General features: G+C 65.4%; 32 protein-coding genes. 2 read left to right on the top strand and 30 right to left on the bottom strand.

Going from position 1 to position 13,820, the window contains the following annotated elements:
• The 16 genes from GM1_RS22535 to GM1_RS22510 all read right to left on the bottom strand — a co-directional run.
• A partial coding sequence (locus GM1_RS22535) for a hypothetical protein (protein WP_373278359.1) occupies positions 1–218 on the bottom strand: 218 nt, incomplete at its 3' end.
• Entirely contained in the window at positions 215–367 is a 153-nt protein-coding gene (locus GM1_RS22530; RefSeq protein ID WP_157436209.1) for a hypothetical protein, read from the bottom strand. The genes GM1_RS22530 and GM1_RS22535, both read right to left, overlap by 4 nt.
• Complete coding sequence (locus tag GM1_RS19140; protein WP_008381634.1) at positions 364–744, bottom strand: hypothetical protein; 381 nt, start codon at positions 742–744, stop codon at positions 364–366. Before GM1_RS19140 ends, GM1_RS22530 begins: the two co-directional genes overlap by 4 nt.
• Positions 741–1,118, bottom strand: coding sequence for a hypothetical protein (locus tag GM1_RS19135; RefSeq protein ID WP_008381633.1), 378 nt, complete (start codon positions 1,116–1,118; stop codon positions 741–743). Before GM1_RS19135 ends, GM1_RS19140 begins: the two co-directional genes overlap by 4 nt.
• Before the next feature lie 124 nt (positions 1,119–1,242).
• Positions 1,243–1,635 (bottom strand): RusA family crossover junction endodeoxyribonuclease, encoded by a 393-nt coding sequence (locus GM1_RS19130; protein ID WP_008381632.1) that lies wholly within the window; start codon positions 1,633–1,635, stop codon positions 1,243–1,245.
• Positions 1,632–2,066: an HNH endonuclease gene (locus GM1_RS23160; RefSeq protein ID WP_040520728.1), complete on the bottom strand. Its 435-nt coding sequence runs from the start codon at positions 2,064–2,066 to the stop codon at positions 1,632–1,634. The genes GM1_RS19130 and GM1_RS23160 overlap by 4 nt, the downstream gene beginning before the upstream one ends.
• Complete coding sequence (locus GM1_RS19120) at positions 2,063–2,434, bottom strand: hypothetical protein (RefSeq protein ID WP_008381631.1); 372 nt, start codon at positions 2,432–2,434, stop codon at positions 2,063–2,065. Before GM1_RS19120 ends, GM1_RS23160 begins: the two co-directional genes overlap by 4 nt.
• Positions 2,431–3,390: a hypothetical protein gene (locus tag GM1_RS21765; protein WP_008381630.1), complete on the bottom strand. Its 960-nt coding sequence runs from the start codon at positions 3,388–3,390 to the stop codon at positions 2,431–2,433. Before GM1_RS21765 ends, GM1_RS19120 begins: the two co-directional genes overlap by 4 nt.
• Positions 3,390–3,911 (bottom strand): HNH endonuclease signature motif containing protein, encoded by a 522-nt coding sequence (locus GM1_RS23310; RefSeq protein ID WP_085950685.1) that lies wholly within the window; start codon positions 3,909–3,911, stop codon positions 3,390–3,392. Before GM1_RS23310 ends, GM1_RS21765 begins: the two co-directional genes overlap by 1 nt.
• 136 nt (positions 3,912–4,047) lie before the next feature.
• Positions 4,048–4,194: a hypothetical protein gene (locus tag GM1_RS22525; RefSeq protein ID WP_157436207.1), complete on the bottom strand. Its 147-nt coding sequence runs from the start codon at positions 4,192–4,194 to the stop codon at positions 4,048–4,050.
• Complete coding sequence (locus GM1_RS22520) at positions 4,191–4,346, bottom strand: hypothetical protein (RefSeq protein ID WP_157436205.1); 156 nt, start codon at positions 4,344–4,346, stop codon at positions 4,191–4,193. The genes GM1_RS22525 and GM1_RS22520 overlap by 4 nt, the downstream gene beginning before the upstream one ends.
• Positions 4,343–4,543: a helix-turn-helix domain-containing protein gene (locus tag GM1_RS19105; protein WP_008381628.1), complete on the bottom strand. Its 201-nt coding sequence runs from the start codon at positions 4,541–4,543 to the stop codon at positions 4,343–4,345. Before GM1_RS19105 ends, GM1_RS22520 begins: the two co-directional genes overlap by 4 nt.
• Complete coding sequence (locus tag GM1_RS19100; RefSeq protein ID WP_008381627.1) at positions 4,540–4,818, bottom strand: hypothetical protein; 279 nt, start codon at positions 4,816–4,818, stop codon at positions 4,540–4,542. The genes GM1_RS19105 and GM1_RS19100 overlap by 4 nt, the downstream gene beginning before the upstream one ends.
• Before the next feature lie 108 nt (positions 4,819–4,926).
• Positions 4,927–5,148: a hypothetical protein gene (locus GM1_RS19095; protein WP_008381626.1), complete on the bottom strand. Its 222-nt coding sequence runs from the start codon at positions 5,146–5,148 to the stop codon at positions 4,927–4,929.
• A complete protein-coding gene (locus GM1_RS22515; RefSeq protein ID WP_008381625.1) occupies positions 5,145–5,309 on the bottom strand; it encodes a hypothetical protein in 165 nt (54 codons plus the stop codon). Before GM1_RS22515 ends, GM1_RS19095 begins: the two co-directional genes overlap by 4 nt.
• Complete coding sequence (locus tag GM1_RS22510) at positions 5,306–5,524, bottom strand: hypothetical protein (RefSeq protein ID WP_008381624.1); 219 nt, start codon at positions 5,522–5,524, stop codon at positions 5,306–5,308. Before GM1_RS22510 ends, GM1_RS22515 begins: the two co-directional genes overlap by 4 nt.
• Positions 5,525–5,561: 37 nt before the next feature.
• Between GM1_RS22510 and GM1_RS19090 the strand changes: the two genes are divergently transcribed.
• Positions 5,562–5,798 (top strand): hypothetical protein, encoded by a 237-nt coding sequence (locus tag GM1_RS19090; protein ID WP_157436203.1) that lies wholly within the window; start codon positions 5,562–5,564, stop codon positions 5,796–5,798.
• A gap of 3 nt (positions 5,799–5,801) precedes the next feature.
• Here GM1_RS19090 and GM1_RS19085 read toward each other — a convergent pair whose 3' ends face one another.
• From GM1_RS19085 to GM1_RS19030, 12 genes are all read right to left on the bottom strand, one after another.
• Entirely contained in the window at positions 5,802–6,434 is a 633-nt protein-coding gene (locus tag GM1_RS19085; RefSeq protein ID WP_008381621.1) for a hypothetical protein, read from the bottom strand.
• Complete coding sequence (locus tag GM1_RS21755; RefSeq protein WP_008381620.1) at positions 6,431–6,961, bottom strand: WhiB family transcriptional regulator; 531 nt, start codon at positions 6,959–6,961, stop codon at positions 6,431–6,433. Before GM1_RS21755 ends, GM1_RS19085 begins: the two co-directional genes overlap by 4 nt.
• A complete protein-coding gene (locus tag GM1_RS21750; protein ID WP_008381619.1) occupies positions 6,958–7,833 on the bottom strand; it encodes a hypothetical protein in 876 nt (291 codons plus the stop codon). Before GM1_RS21750 ends, GM1_RS21755 begins: the two co-directional genes overlap by 4 nt.
• Positions 7,830–8,354 carry an NUMOD4 motif-containing HNH endonuclease gene (locus GM1_RS23305; protein WP_008381618.1) on the bottom strand — a complete coding sequence of 175 codons (525 nt, stop codon included), beginning with the start codon at positions 8,352–8,354 and terminating at the stop codon, positions 7,830–7,832. The genes GM1_RS21750 and GM1_RS23305 overlap by 4 nt, the downstream gene beginning before the upstream one ends.
• 11 nt (positions 8,355–8,365) lie before the next feature.
• Entirely contained in the window at positions 8,366–9,163 is a 798-nt protein-coding gene (locus tag GM1_RS19065) for a PD-(D/E)XK nuclease-like domain-containing protein (RefSeq protein ID WP_008381616.1), read from the bottom strand.
• 190 nt (positions 9,164–9,353) lie between these two features.
• Complete coding sequence (locus GM1_RS22505) at positions 9,354–9,506, bottom strand: hypothetical protein (protein WP_008381615.1); 153 nt, start codon at positions 9,504–9,506, stop codon at positions 9,354–9,356.
• Entirely contained in the window at positions 9,506–10,048 is a 543-nt protein-coding gene (locus GM1_RS19060) for a hypothetical protein (protein WP_008381613.1), read from the bottom strand. The genes GM1_RS22505 and GM1_RS19060 overlap by 1 nt, the downstream gene beginning before the upstream one ends.
• The gene (locus GM1_RS19055) at positions 10,045–10,227 is read right to left on the bottom strand and encodes a hypothetical protein (RefSeq protein ID WP_008381612.1); all 183 of its coding nucleotides are present in this window, start codon (positions 10,225–10,227) and stop codon (positions 10,045–10,047) included. Before GM1_RS19055 ends, GM1_RS19060 begins: the two co-directional genes overlap by 4 nt.
• Positions 10,224–10,508 carry a hypothetical protein gene (locus GM1_RS19050; protein ID WP_008381610.1) on the bottom strand — a complete coding sequence of 95 codons (285 nt, stop codon included), beginning with the start codon at positions 10,506–10,508 and terminating at the stop codon, positions 10,224–10,226. The genes GM1_RS19055 and GM1_RS19050 overlap by 4 nt, the downstream gene beginning before the upstream one ends.
• A 42-nt stretch (positions 10,509–10,550) precedes the next feature.
• Positions 10,551–10,814, bottom strand: coding sequence for a hypothetical protein (locus tag GM1_RS19045; protein WP_008381608.1), 264 nt, complete (start codon positions 10,812–10,814; stop codon positions 10,551–10,553).
• A gap of 241 nt (positions 10,815–11,055) precedes the next feature.
• Positions 11,056–11,253, bottom strand: coding sequence for a hypothetical protein (locus tag GM1_RS19035; protein WP_040520725.1), 198 nt, complete (start codon positions 11,251–11,253; stop codon positions 11,056–11,058).
• The gene (locus GM1_RS19030) at positions 11,250–11,558 is read right to left on the bottom strand and encodes a hypothetical protein (protein WP_008381606.1); all 309 of its coding nucleotides are present in this window, start codon (positions 11,556–11,558) and stop codon (positions 11,250–11,252) included. Before GM1_RS19030 ends, GM1_RS19035 begins: the two co-directional genes overlap by 4 nt.
• Positions 11,559–11,665: 107 nt before the next feature.
• On the opposite strand from GM1_RS19030, the gene GM1_RS19025 reads away from it, so the two are divergent.
• Complete coding sequence (locus tag GM1_RS19025) at positions 11,666–11,872, top strand: hypothetical protein (RefSeq protein WP_008381604.1); 207 nt, start codon at positions 11,666–11,668, stop codon at positions 11,870–11,872.
• 59 nt (positions 11,873–11,931) lie between these two features.
• Here the strand turns inward: GM1_RS19025 and GM1_RS19020 are convergent, their stop codons facing one another.
• The gene (locus GM1_RS19020) at positions 11,932–12,726 is read right to left on the bottom strand and encodes a DUF6551 family protein (protein ID WP_008381603.1); all 795 of its coding nucleotides are present in this window, start codon (positions 12,724–12,726) and stop codon (positions 11,932–11,934) included.
• Complete coding sequence (locus tag GM1_RS21745) at positions 12,723–13,796, bottom strand: hypothetical protein (RefSeq protein ID WP_008381602.1); 1,074 nt, start codon at positions 13,794–13,796, stop codon at positions 12,723–12,725. Before GM1_RS21745 ends, GM1_RS19020 begins: the two co-directional genes overlap by 4 nt.
• Positions 13,797–13,820 lie beyond the last annotated feature (24 nt).

The raw sequence follows: 13,820 nt of genomic DNA, 5'->3' as shown, positions 1-13,820 counted from the left end.
AGTGTGCCGTTGAGGTCTGCTGCGGCGTCGGATGCTTGGGCGTGGAATGGGAGTGGTGTTTCGCGGCGTTTCTGGGGTCCGCTTCGTGGGCCGATGGTAAAGCGGTTTTGTCGTGTGAGGGTGTCGTCGAGGGCTTCGGCGATCCAGTTGTGGATGGCATCGAGGAGTGTTTTGAGTGCGTCTTGTTCGACTCGTGTCAGGTATCCGTCGGTGCTCATGCTCTTGCTTCCTTGCAGTGGTGGGTGTGGTCTGCGATCCGCGCCAACCAGGCACGCTCACCGAGGTCGTCGCGGCGGTGGAGTGTGGTGCCGCACCAGCACGACCACACGCGCGCGAGACACGAACGTGACAGGGCCGCGGTGGTCATCGGGCACCGTCCTCGAATTGCCATGCGATGTAGTCCAGCTCGAAGGTGGTGCGGATCGGCCCAGACATGCCTGGTTTCCACCTGCCGTCGTCGCGTATAAGGGGAAAGACCACGTCTTCGGTCATCGGAACAATGCAGTCGTTGTCGAACCAGTCCTGCATCCAGCACTGCTTGTGCGGTACTGCTGCGTGCTCCGGGCCGAGGTTTGCCTCGTGGTGGTCGTCCCAGTCGGCACACCCGCAGTCCGGGTACTGGTGGCATTCGCTGGTCTCGTCACCGCTGCACGCGAATTCGATTCGAACGTTCTCGTAGCTGGTCCAGTCGTCCTCGTTCACGGTGTCGCCGTGGATGGTGACGGTGTGCAGGTTTGTGCTCACAGCGCACCGTCCTCGGGCGTCCACAGGATGGTGAGCGGCCTGCGTTCGAGCTCCTCAAATGCCCCTGCGGATGACCACTCCACGTATGTGCCGTCGCACGAGCAGTGCCACTTCTTGCTGTGTCGGATCCAGGTGTGCCGGTACTCGTCCTCTTGCACGACAGTCCCGATCGGCAGTGCGTCGAGTTCTTCGACGGCGCGAACGGTCCGCACTTCACGCCAGGTGTCGGCGACGTGGTGGCGATGGGCCTTCACGGGGCCGCGTTCCACAATGCTCGCGATCCACTTCCCGCACTTGCAGGCGCAGCGGGGAGCACCGTCGACGTACCGGGTCGATTGGGCGTGGTCGGCGAGGTGTTGTTCGAGGCTGGTCATCGGTGGTCCTCTCGGGTGAAGGTGTCGGCGAGCTCAAGGCAGGCGTTGGTGGTGTGGCATTCGGGGCCGCAACCGTCTGGCCGTTCGGGCGGGTTGGGGTGGCGGCAGACGAAACAGGCGGCGGTCATGGTTTCTCCTGGGTGTCGATGGTGAGCCAGAGTCGGCCGACGCCGGTTCCGGTCTTCGGGTGGATGACGGGCATGAGGTCGGTGACGTATCGGCTGTCGTCGTCTTCGACGAGTCCGTAGTCGCGGAGGCCGTCGACTAACGCCTTCTGGGTGGGCGTGAGGTTGATCGGGTCTCGGTGCCTGGTCTGCGATGGGGCGTAGTGGAGCTGTATCGTCGCGTGGGCGACTTTCAGGGGCAGGTTGGTGTGACGGGCCAGGGTTGCGGCGTCAGCGCGTACAGAGCGAATCTGGCGGGCTTTGGCTCGCATCGCCGGTACCGACGTGGGCACACCGCCGTTGAGCGTGAGTGGCGGCGTCCGATACGGCAGGTCGATCGTGAACGTGGTCATGCCGGATACCCGAATCCGCGAGATCCGCATCGTCGACACCAGACTTCGACCATGTCGTCGAGGCGGTCGGAACTGTCACACCTTGTGCACCACACAGCTGGCATGGTCTGTGCATCGAGGTCGAGCAGACTCAAGCGATTTGACCGCGCCTCATTGCATGACTTGCACAACGCTCGCAGGTTGTCGGCAGTGTCCGCGCCGCCTGCGGACCACGGGATGATGTGGTCCATTTCGAGTCGGTAGCGACTTCCGCACCACACGCATCGGTATCTATCTCGGCGCAGGACAGACGCCCGGACGATGGGATTGATCGGCTTCCGATCCTCGGTGTGTCGAGTCCTCACGACATCAGCGCGTGGCGCGGACGCCGCCTCGTCGACGAGATCGGTCACAGACTGGAGCAGGTCTCCTATCGGTTCGGTGTCGTTCATCGGATCGGCCCGTCGATCTCCATGCCGAAGTTGCCGGCGAAGTTGGCGATCTTGCGGTCGATCTTGGCTTCGTGAAGGGCGCGCTGGTCGCGGTCGCCTTGTTCACGTGATGCCCGGTCCTGCCTGATCTGGCGTGCTGCTGCCACCAGTTCACCGGGCTCGGGTGCCGTTTGTGGCGTGTCGGCCGCCCGGACGATGACTGCTTCCAGGATGTCGGGTGCGGCGAGATTGTGTCGGTTGAACATCTTGGCCCAGATGTCGGCGGTGGCTCGTGCGGCGTCTGGGTCGTCGTGCCAGCGGGGTGCGGTGCGAGGGTGGGCGGCGATGACTGCGGTCATGATGTCCAGTGCGTCGGATCGGGTGATCATGCGAGTTCCTTCCGGTTGGGCTGGTGGTCGTTCTCGCGTGACCGTTCTTCGTTGGCGAGTTCGGCGAGGGCGCGGAGTTTGGACTTCGGCTGGTCGGGTCTGGCACGTCTGGCCTTGACGACGTCGCCGAGGACGGATCCGAGGAATGAGGGTTTGACGTTTGGTCTTCGGTCCCATTCGCGGAGCGCTTCGGCGATGAGTTCGGGTTCGTGCTTCCCGGAGAGTTTGGATACTTGGGTGGCGAGTTGCTGAATGGTTGAGTCTGGGTATCCGGCTCCACCGAGGATGGTGCGGACGGTCGTCTTGGCGGCGTTGCCGGGCGAGGTGGTGCGCGGTGTCGCGGCGGTTCCGATTTCGGTGGGGACGATCTCGGCGACGACGACGTGCTCGTCGGAGTCGTGTGGAGGCTCGGGTGGGATCGGTGTTCCGTCGGCGAACGTCGACGACGACTCGCGCGGAGCGCGCGCACGCTCGCGCGCGGTCGTCGTCTGTTCCCCTGTTCCGCTTCCCCTGTTCCCTTTCCCCTGTTCCTGCGGAGGATTTGCGCCGGAAGTGCGGCGCAAATTCGGCGCAGAATCGGCGCAACAGAGAATCCGCATGTCAGGGGTTGCTTCGGGATCCTCGGGGGTGGGGTTCTTGCGGCGGGTGGAGCGTCGCTCCGTCTTCTGGTGACTGTCCCACGTTTGGATGACATAGAAGTGTCTCCCGCGAACCGTGTAGAACTCTGCGAGATTTTGCGCCGCAAGTGCGGCGCAAAATCCGCGCAAATCCTCCGCAGTGAATCCGTCGCTGTCGGGGAAGGCGAAACCGAGCAGTCCGTACAGGTTCGTTTCGCCGATCCCGAAGTCGTCGGCGTAGCACCACATGGCTTGGAATAACTGCCGTGCCGGGAAGTCGAGTGCCGCGATGTCGGGAGAGGTGAAGAACTCAGGCTTGATCGTTCTGATGCGAGCCACTATTGTTCGCCCGCCTTGCATGCGCGGCAGCGTCGGCTTCCACGGGGGTCGATGTAGACGTTCGAGTCCACATACTCGTGCCCGCGCGGGCAGTGGGTCTTCGCTGAGTTCGCGTTCCGGTAGGTTCCGTGGGCGACCGAATCCAGGACGTTCTCGGATCGCGTGCCGTACGCAAGGTTCTCCAGCCTGTTGTCAGCCGGTTCGCCATTCAAGTGGCGAACCTCCATCCCGCTCGGGCATGGCCCGACGAACGTCTCCATGACGAGGCGGTGGACGAAGTGTCGACCTAGGTCGATGTCTACCCGCAGGTGCCCTGTGCGGTCTCCGGCCCACGGCTTCAGTGGCCGGCCCGAGGGGGCGATGATCAAACCTTCGCGAGTTGCGAGGTATCTGGATCGCGGAATGCGATGCGCTGTAGAATCCACTACAGCCCTCCTGTCTGCCGTAATCAGATGGGGTTGGGTCAGGCTCCGGTCGGTGTTGACGCACCAGCCGGGGCCGTTTTCAGTTGTGCACCCCATTCTACCAGGCGAAATGGCAAACTGGCGACTGCTCACGGCTCGGTCCTTTCCTTCTGTTCGCAGTTGTGGCAGACGCGGATCGTCCAGGTGTTGAGGGTGGAGCCGCACTGGGTGCAGTGCGGGAACCGCGGCGACGTCATGCTGCCTCCCCTGCCGGCATCGCGAACAGGGCGAGCTCGTCGGGCTCGTCACCGTGCGGCCACTGCGAGGTTCCGCAGGCGTCGCACCACTCACCGCGGGCGTGCGCGTCGAGGCGTCTTCTGCGAACGTCGTCGGCGGTCATGCCGCACCTCCGAACAATGTCGGTTCATCGGCCTGCCCTGCGGCGTGGACGAACGGCCACGGCGTGCCGCACTGGCGGCACCGCGGGTGCCGCGGGTCCCTGGCGTCGAGAGTGAGGTGCGGGCAGATGTCGGGGTCGAGGAGCTTCTTCATGCCGGCCGCCTCTCCGCTGACCGGTCGCGGGTGGCCGCCCGGAACTGACCGGCCTGCCGGTATGTCCAGCCGTAGCCTGGGAGCGCTTTCATGACGCTGGCACGGCCGACGCCGAGGGTTCTGGCGGTCTCCCGGTAGGAGCAGCCGTCGTCGAGGAGACGTTGGGCAGTGGAGTGTTGGGCTCTGGTGAGGCTCATGCTGCACCTGCCCCGAGGTGCTCCCATGTCGTGTGCCGGATGCACGGGTCGGCGATGCGGAGTTCGGTGCGGACGACGCCGTACGGTGCCGCGGCGACGTTGGCGACATCGTTGACGATGGTGGCGTTGATGGGGTTGAGGGTGCGGATGAGGCTGAGGATGGTGACGGTGGCGAGGCGTCGGGGTCTGATGTTGGGGCCGGTGATGGTGGCGTGCGTTGCGTGTAGGTCGTCGAGCCAGGTGCGGACGAGTGCGACGACTTCGGTGGTGGTCATAGGCTGGCTCCTTTCAGGGCTGGTAGAACGCGGCGAACAGGCAGATGCCGATCGCGGCGAGGGTGATGACGGTGTTGATGGCGAGGGCTTGGAGGTGCGTGCAGGACTTCACGGCAGGCCATCCGGGTCAGTGACCGCTTTGCACAGCAATTCCTTGTAGACGCTGTCGGCGATTGCTTTGGTGAACATGCCGAACACGAAGTCGATGTCGCTCTGGCACTGGCAGTTCTTCTTGTGGCATCGGGGCCACTGCCATTCGGCGTCCGCGCGTCCGACTTTGGTGTCGTAGATCGCGGCCTCGATACGCGGCCACAAGTCGAGGTCGCTCATGCCGCCCCCTCTGCGATTCGCAACACCAGCTCGGAGAGCAGCAGCAATTTGGTGTCGTCGCATCGCATGGTTGCTGGCTGGTGTTCGAACTCGCGTCGGAGCGTGCGCGCGATCTTCATGCGGGTCTCGTCTCGGGTACGCATGGCCATTTGGTCGCTCATGCCGTGTCACCACCCAGCGGGCCAAGAACCTCCGAGTCGGAGCGCCCCATGTAGTGGTCCACGTATTCCTCGGCGTCTTCCCGTGTCCCGAAATGCCATCCGTCGCTGTAGTAGCGCGGCTGACCAGGGATATCGACAACCCATGACGGCCCCAATGGCGCGATGCCAAGCGGATGTCCAGGGCATTCTCGAATGCAGTCGTACTTGTCGCTCATTGCTGCTCCTGTCGGTGGTTGGCGCTACCGTCACCGCATGGCGTGGTGTTGGTGGGATGGTGCTGAGTGGCGGCAGACCGAGCGGGGTGTCGTCGAGACGATCCCGGCGGCGTGCCCTCGGTGCGGCGTGGCGTGGTCGACTCCGGATCGGATGCTGATCCTGCGGGAGAACGCGGTCCGGTCGTGGGGTGCGCCGCCGGACGGGTCGACGACGGCGACGGTGTTCTACGAGTGCTTGCACTGCCCGCAGCTCGTGTACGTGCGACGCCGCTAGGCATCACGCCTCCCCGTCGAACGCGCGGATGGTCGGGCAAGGGTGTGGTTCGCTGATGCACTCTTGGCACCGCTGCTCGTCGGTGCCGCGACAGTCGACGGGCGAGTGGAGAAGTCGGACGCGTAGCTCTGCTGCCCCGGCTTGGTCGGTTTCGCGGCGCAGGCTGGCGATCGCGTCGACGGCGTCACCGTGCGTGCCGACGGGTCCACCCGCCGCGAGGGACAGGTGGTGCCAGATGTCGGCCTCGCGGGCGACGGCGGCGCGTGCCTCGTCGCGTTCTTCGCGGTGGAGGGTGGCGCGTGCTTCGGCTCGCTGATGCGCGGCGATCGCCTGGTCGCGCTCGGCGGCCAGCCGCTCAACCTCGGCGCGAGCCTCGCGGAGGTCGGCGTCGACCGACTCGCACAGGTGGGTGGTGATGCGCTCGACACGCAGGTCATCCCGCAGCTGCTCCACCTCGGCGATCAGGTCGCGGACGAGGTCAGGCGCGGCGAGAGCGAACCGGACGTCAGTCTCACTGAGGTCGTCGAGTGTGTGCACACCGCCAAGGAAGTCGTCGTAGTGCACCCACTTTTCGGGCGTGATGCCGTCGAGGGCGGCGCGGGCACGGGACACGACGTCGGGAATCTCGTCAGTCATGCCGTCACCGCCATCGCCTTGATGTGGCGGTTCACCGTCTCAATCCGGCAACCCAAATGCGCAGCAATCACAGGCGGAGCAACACCCCGACCAGCCATCCGCTGAACCTCGCCAACCAGGCCACGCGGATGCGACGCCTCCGAATCCGGCAGCCCCGCAACCTTCGCCAGCGCACGCAACGCCCGAGCACGCGAACCACCCGACGTCGACGACGCCTTCGTGTCCACCGCCACCCCAGCGACCACGCCACCCATGTTGTGCCGGACACCAGCCGCCGCACACTCACGCCGCACCGGACACGACAAGCACACAGCCTTCGCCGCATACGCAGCCGACGACGAACCCTTCTCCGGATGCCACATCAGGTCATGGGCGGCCCACTGCTCCGGCGTCCAATCCTTGCCGCCCCGCGGTGGGATGCATGCGCCGTGGTCAACCCACGCCATGCCCGAGATCGGGGACAAAACGGGATGCGGTTGGACCGTCATGTTCGAGCCGCGCAGGGCCGGACCCTGCTTCGTGCTCATGACGCCACCGCCTCGGCGACAACCTCGGCGTCGAGGACGTCGGCGATGGTCGCCTGCGCGTCATCCACAGTCGGCTCCGACACGGCCTCCGCCGGCGCAGCATCCACCCGCTCCGCCGCGAGCTCCTGCTCACGCTCACTCACACGCGCCAACAGCGCCGCCGTCTCATCCGGCCAATCAGCCTCGTGCTGAGCCAGGCGGCCACGCGCCCAATCCAGCCACTCCACATTCGTCGCCGAATCGATCTTCGACGCGAAGTCCGCAGGGATCGGGCACTCCGGTGCGGCAGGCGCAGCATGGGCGCCCACCAACTCCGACTCCACAGGCCGCGGAGCCGGACGCTCATCGGACAATTCGAGTTCCTCGACGTTGTAGGCCATTCCGAGGAGGGCGTCTGGGGCGACTCGACGGGCAACATCGCCGGATGCGCGGGCGTACAGCATCGACCGAGGGTCGGTCTGGTACTTCTTGTTCGACGTGTAACCGGCCTTCTTTGCGCGCTCGATCGTCCACTCGGATCGCTCGATGGTGCTGGACCCCTTACGCCGGCCGCAGACGACGACCTTCTCAGGGGTCTCCTCGTCGGTCCAGATCTCGTGGCCGTGGGATAGGACGATGCCGACCATGGGGCGTGAGTACAGCGCGGGTTTTCCGCTGATGACGTAGAGGTTCTGAAGGCTGGTCATCGGGTCCATGCCGACGGTCGAGCCGTAGAGGATTGCGGCGGCGCAGTCTTCGGGCTTGCCGCGGAAGTGCTGCGGTACGAACGCGGTCGCCGAGAGTGCGGTAGCAATCTGGTGCGCGTAGGACAGATTGGCTGCTGTCTGCTGGATGCTGGTCTCGCCGATGTGGGCAAGGTCTGTGCTGGTCATGCGACTTTCCTTTCATGCTTGATCCGTGCGCGGCGATCGCGCTTTTGCTGGTTGACACAGGTTCTGCATCGGCGTCCGCCGTTGATCATGTAGACGTTCGGCCCGCTGAGCGGGTGCCCTCGCTTGCAGTGGGTCTTGCGCGCCATCGGGTGCGTTCCGTGGCGGACTTTGTCGTGGGTGTTCTCCGAACGACTCCCCCATGCCAAGTTCGCGGGTGTGTTGTTGGTCTTGTCGCCGTCGAGGTGCCTGCATTCCATACCCTTGGGGCAGGGGCCGTGCCACGCTGTAGCTACGGCTCGACTGACCCTCTGAAATGTCCGCCGGTTGCCTCGGCACAGCCAGACGTGCGCATACCCGTCTGGCGAGAGCGACGGCGTCAGTACTCGCCCTCGTCGATTGGCGAAGACTCCGGGCCGGGTTTCGATGGTGCGATTGACGCTCCGAACTCGACCGAGGTCACTCACCTCGTAGAAGTTCTCCCACCCCGGGATTGGTCGCCACGACTCGCGGTCGTTGCTCATGGTGGTGCCTTTCACGCGGCCCATGCGGGCAGGGAGATGGTGTGGATGGTGTCGCCGTGGCCCGGCCACAGGCCGGTGAGCCGACATTCGGCGTACCGCTCCAGTGCTTTCGCATTCAGTTCGCGGCCCCGGGTGATCGCCGCGTCGTCGAGTCGCACCACGAACGGCAGGAATGGCGGCGTGGTGGAGACGACGACGAACACGAAGTCGCGGCCCTCCCACCCGCAGGCGTGGAGGCCGTCGAGGTACCAGGCGGCCTGCTGGTGGTAGCCGTACTCGGCGACGCTCTTCGCGAACGCCGCAGGCGACGACGACGCGGTGGTCTTGACGTCGACCGCCACGTCGGGGCGGAGCCAGTCGATACGGCCACGGCACGCAACACCGGACCAGGCGTCTGACCAGTACACGGATGCTTCGGGTGTTCCGTTGGTGATGAGGCCGGCGGCGGTCGGGTGGTCGCGGAACGCTTCGACGATTCGTTCTGCGCGGCGGTGATCCTTTTCGAGGACGGGCGTCTTTCCTTCGGCGTATGCCTGGTCGCGTTGTTCCTTGGCGGCTTTGGTGCGCCAGTCGGCGGCGTCGATGGTGACGATGTCGGCTCCTGCGCCGAGGATGATGCGGTGGACGAGGTGCCCGAAGTCGAACTCCCGCTTGGGTGGGCGTCCGTTCTGCTGTTCGTGCCGGTACTCGGCGGGTGTCCGGGTGGCGAGGATGCGGGCACCGGTGGACGACAGTGTGGTGAGGTCGCGGTGGTAGTCGGCTTCGGGGAGGTCGTGGACGATGCCGGTGCGTCCTAGCGTCGTGGTCATGACGCTGTCCTTTCGGGCTGGTAGAGGCTCGGGTCGAGCCAGGGCTGGTTGTGTAGGGTGCCGTCGGGCCAGCGGTAGACGGTGATGCAGGTGCAGCGTGTGTGGCCGCAGTCTTCGCACCAGTCGTGGCCGAGGCGGATCGGGCAGTTGGGTTCGTGGCCGTGGAGTCCGCAGCAGCGGCATTCGAGGCTCATGGCGCGCTGCTTGCCGGGTGGTTTGCGTACGCTTCGAGGGCTGTGATGCCGTCGCGTGCGTAGGTGCGTGTGACGGTGCGGCGGATGAGGGCTGCGGCTGCGACGGTGGCGGCGAGGATCACGGCGACACCGATGAACACGGGAGTCATTACGCCTCACCCGGCTCGGCGAGAAGGCCAGCGTCAGCGAGTCGCGCGCAGTCATCGATGTACCGCTTGCGGACCTCGTCATCAGGAGCCCGGTCGTCGAACGCGCCCGGACCGTAGAAGCCGTCGCACTGGATGCGCGCCGCCTTCTCGATCAGCACTTCCCGCGCGGCGTCGGCTGCGGCCTTCTCCTGCGCGGCGCGGTGGTCCGCTTCGATACGTCCGGCCTGCCCGGTGAGGTAGTCCGCGACGTCGAGCACGGTCGTGAGCGTGGTCGGGTCGTAGCCGCTGTGCAGGATCGCGTCCGCTGCCTTGCGGAGGATCGTCCAGTCTTCTTCGACCTCCGCGTCGACGACATCGTCGACCTCGGGGACGAGACGGTGCAGGACGGTGACGTCGACGTCGCGGACCCAGACGGAGGCGGGTCGATTCAGGCGCCATTGCAGGTAGTCCTCGGGGTCGACGCGCTCCCCGACGAACACGCGGTCGCCCACACGGATGCGGAACACGTCGTCGGGCTTGCAGGTGGTGGGGTCGATGCTCATCGCCGCACCACCTTTCCGTTGCGGACGATGTCGCCGAGCGGACCGTCCAACGCCGGGTGTGCCTCATCCGGGACATGCAGTGGTCCGGGCCTGTCGCGCATCCCCATCGCCAAGCCGACCGCCCAACCGAAGACGATGGCGCACATCAGGATCGCGGCGTCCTGCCACAAGGCGCTCACGGCTGGGCCTCCTGCCGTGCCCAAGCGACCGCACGAAGCATGTCGAGCGCGGCCTGCTCAGCCGTGTCGGCATCGCCCCAGTGGTCACCGGCCCAAACCCTCGGAGCGCCCAACTTCCACGTGTGCGCCCGTGCGACCTCGCCGAAGTACGCCCATGCGCCGTCCGTGTAGTCCGGTGTCGGGTCCGGGTTCAAGCGCTCCCACGCCACCCGATCCACCACAACGGTGTCCCCGTTGAGAAGCTGCGCCGAAGCGGTCGCCTCGATGTTGTTGCTGGTCATGCTGATTTCCTTTCAAGAAAAGCCCCGGGCCGCCCCGCTCCCTCAACAGGGCGGACCGGGAAGAATTAGTGGGTGATGTGTTGTGCAGCGGTCACCAACCGCGTCATGCTCGGCAGAGTGGGCCGCCGACGCGAGAAGCTGCTGCGCCAGAAGGCGACGAGCGACCGGCGTCAGGCGGACCAGAGTCACGTCCATCACGCGGGTGTCGGCGATCGCGAGCGTCCCGTCCACGTCGCACGACGTGGTGACGCCAGCCTCCGCGGTCGGGATCGGCTCGCCCGGACGGACCGGCAGAGCGCGCGTCACGCCGACCTCATCCGTGACCGCGGGGACAACCCCGACGGCCGTGGCTTCGGAGGCTCCACCGCCGCCACAGCCTCAATCTCCAAAGCCTCGAGAATGTCGCCGTCCGTCATGAACCGGGACCGGCCGATCTTCCGAGACGGCCACCGCCTCGACGACATGCGCCGGGCCACGAAGTCTTCCCGCGTCGGATCGCCGAACATCCGCTCCGCAACCGCACGCGGACCATGTAGCAGTGGTGTGGTCACGATGCCTCCTGGTGTTCGGCCTGTGCCTGCTGGAATGCCTGCCAGGCATCGAGGACAGGTGCCCAACCTTCTTCGGATGCGCGCGGAACAAGGCCCTCTGCGACCTGCGCCGCGTGGGCCACCGCGCGATTGACGAACCTCTCGAACAGCTCCGCCGCCGCCTCGCTGGTGACGTCCCACCTCGCCGCGCTCACAGCGGCACCGGCGTTTCCGTGCGGACGAAATCCAGAGCGCGCTCCAGCAGCGCGATCGGATCCTCGGCGGGGCCAGCTGTCACCGTGATCGACGCCCACTTCCCGGACTCGCCGTTGATGTGACTGACGTCGAGAGTGCGGGAGTACTGCTCCTGAAACTCGTCGATGTCGGCGCAGTAGATGAGGACGTCTGGGCGGCGGATCGGGTGGAACCTGAGTTCCGCCCAGAGGCGGCGCTTGGGTGCCGAGGGGCAGTCCGCCCCGATCTCCGCGAGCAGCGCCGGGATGCGGTCGAAGTCGCTCATGCCGCACCACCTGTCGGCCGTTCAGTCGACGGGCGTGCATCCTCGCCCGCCCGTCGACCGGCGTCTCCTACGCTCGAATTTCCACATCCAGAGCAAGGAGAAGAACCATGACCGAAGACGTCACTCTCGTTTTCGCGGGGCAGCGCTACCCCATCACCAGCGACACCGCCGACGGAATCCTGCGGGCCATCGACTCGTTCGACTTCAACACCCACGTCGCGAACGTTCATGTATCGACGACGGATGGACGTGATCTCCTTCTCCGTCTCGGACCGTCGATGCCCCTGGTGTTGGAGCGCCAGAGCAGCGAGTAAGGACAGTTCCTCCAACTGTGCTTCGAGGATCAGTTGGAGGAGCTTCTGCTCGAAGTCGCTCATGCCGCACCGACCACGCCGATGTTCCACCAGGGCTCAACTTTGTCGCCTCGGCCCTGGTTGTAGAAGATGATCATCGTGTGCGCGAAGCACTGCGCCGCCGGGTTGCCGGTGGTCTCTCGCCAGTCGCGGGCCTTACGTCGGAGCTCGACGATGCCGACCTTCGACAGACGCATGATGAGCTTGTCCTCGTTGATCGAGTTGCCGTAGCGATCCTTGACGAGGGCGAGGGCGGCGATCGGGTCGCGCTGGAAGCCGTCGAATCCGTATGCGTCGCGGATGACGCGCAAAGAGAACGAGAGTGAGCCGGGGCCGGACTTCCGGTACGTGTTCAGAAGGGCGGTGACGCAGCCAATCTCTTCGAGGTCTTTGCTCGTCCCGATGACCAGATCGAGTGATCTCGCGATGCGGTCCACGTCGGTCTCGATCGGACTGCCGGCGGTGAGTGCCACCTTGTACTTGGACATGGGGCTCTGGGCCTTCACTGCGTTGAGCTTGAGGAACAGTGCGGCCTCGTCGGCAGTGGTGAGGTTCTCGTAGATGTGACACTGGACCTGCTGGTCGGAGCCGAGCCATTGGATGGCGGCAGCGCGGCGGTGCTGGCCATCGACGACGTAGTACCAGCCGTCTCGCTTGGAGACGTGGATCATGCCCATGACGTCGGGGTTGAAGTCTTTGGTGAGGGTGTCAACCCACGGCTGATTGAGTGTGCGCTGGGCGACGGGACTGATGTTCATCTGGTCGAGTCGGACCCACCCGATGCGGCTGGTGAACTCGATGCGCTGGTTGTTCACTGTTCGATCTCCTTGAGGTGCTTGTTGATGGCGCGCCATGCGGTGCGGGCCTGGGATGCGAGGGCGTTCGCCTCTTCGCTGTCGATGCGGTTGGGGCGAATCCACTTGATGAGGTCCGCGAAGGTGGTGAGGCTGCTCGTGATCTCGGCGAGCATCTCGGCGTCAGACTTCTTGAACGGGCGAGGCGTGCTGTCCGGGTTGGGCGCAACGTCGGCATCGATTTCCGACCGGAACTCGGCGAGCGACTTCTCAGCTTCGGTCGGGGTGATGCGCCGAGAGTCGAGGTCGCCAACAAGCCACGAGGCGTACTCGCGGACCTCGCCAGTCATGTCGTTCTCGGCAGAGTCGACGACCTGCTTGATGCGCTCATAGGTGCGCTTGGAGATGCCGAACTTCTCGGCAGCTACCGCTGCGTGACGTCGACCCGGAATGCTCGGGATCTCGCGGGCGAGATGGACGATGTCGGACGCGGTCAGGTCGCCGTTGAGTTCCTCGGCCTTGGCCTTCGCCTTGCGCGCGACATTCGCGCGGGACAGGTTGCCCTCATCCTTGGCTTCGGTGAGCGCTTCCTCGAACTGATCGTCGGAGACGTTGTCGGTCAGCGAGTAGATTCCCGCGCCATTTCCGCTTAGTTCGTTCGTGTCGGCGAAATCAGTCGGCTTCGGCTTGATCATCGTGTTATCAACACGATGATCGCGGGTGGCAGCGCCACGGACCTTGCCCTCGCGAGCGGTCTCAATTTCGCCGCGCGCCTGCCCCTCGCGGATCGCCACGCCGAGACCACGCTCAGCGCGCCGGACGAACTCGGCGGCGTCAAGCTGCATGTCCCTGCCAAGCCGTACCTGCTTCGCAATCTCCTGGATGGCCGCGGCCTTCGCCTTGAACTCCACGATCTGCGGCAGGTCATGCGCCGCGATTGCGGCGAGCAGGCCTGTGCGGGCGTGGGACAGCATCGCCGTCACTGCACGCGCCTGCCCCTCCGCATCATCGAGTCGCTGCAACTCTGCGACTCGGGTGCCAACGTCGGGAGGTAGAACGTCCCCCGTCAGCGCGATAGACTGTGTGTGCACTTGAACTCTCCTGTTCTTGTTTCT

It is taken from the genome of Gordonia malaquae NBRC 108250 (assembly GCF_000344135.1).
Classification (GTDB): domain Bacteria; phylum Actinomycetota; class Actinomycetes; order Mycobacteriales; family Mycobacteriaceae; genus Gordonia; species Gordonia malaquae.
This window is presented reverse-complemented; position numbering and strand designations above follow the sequence as displayed.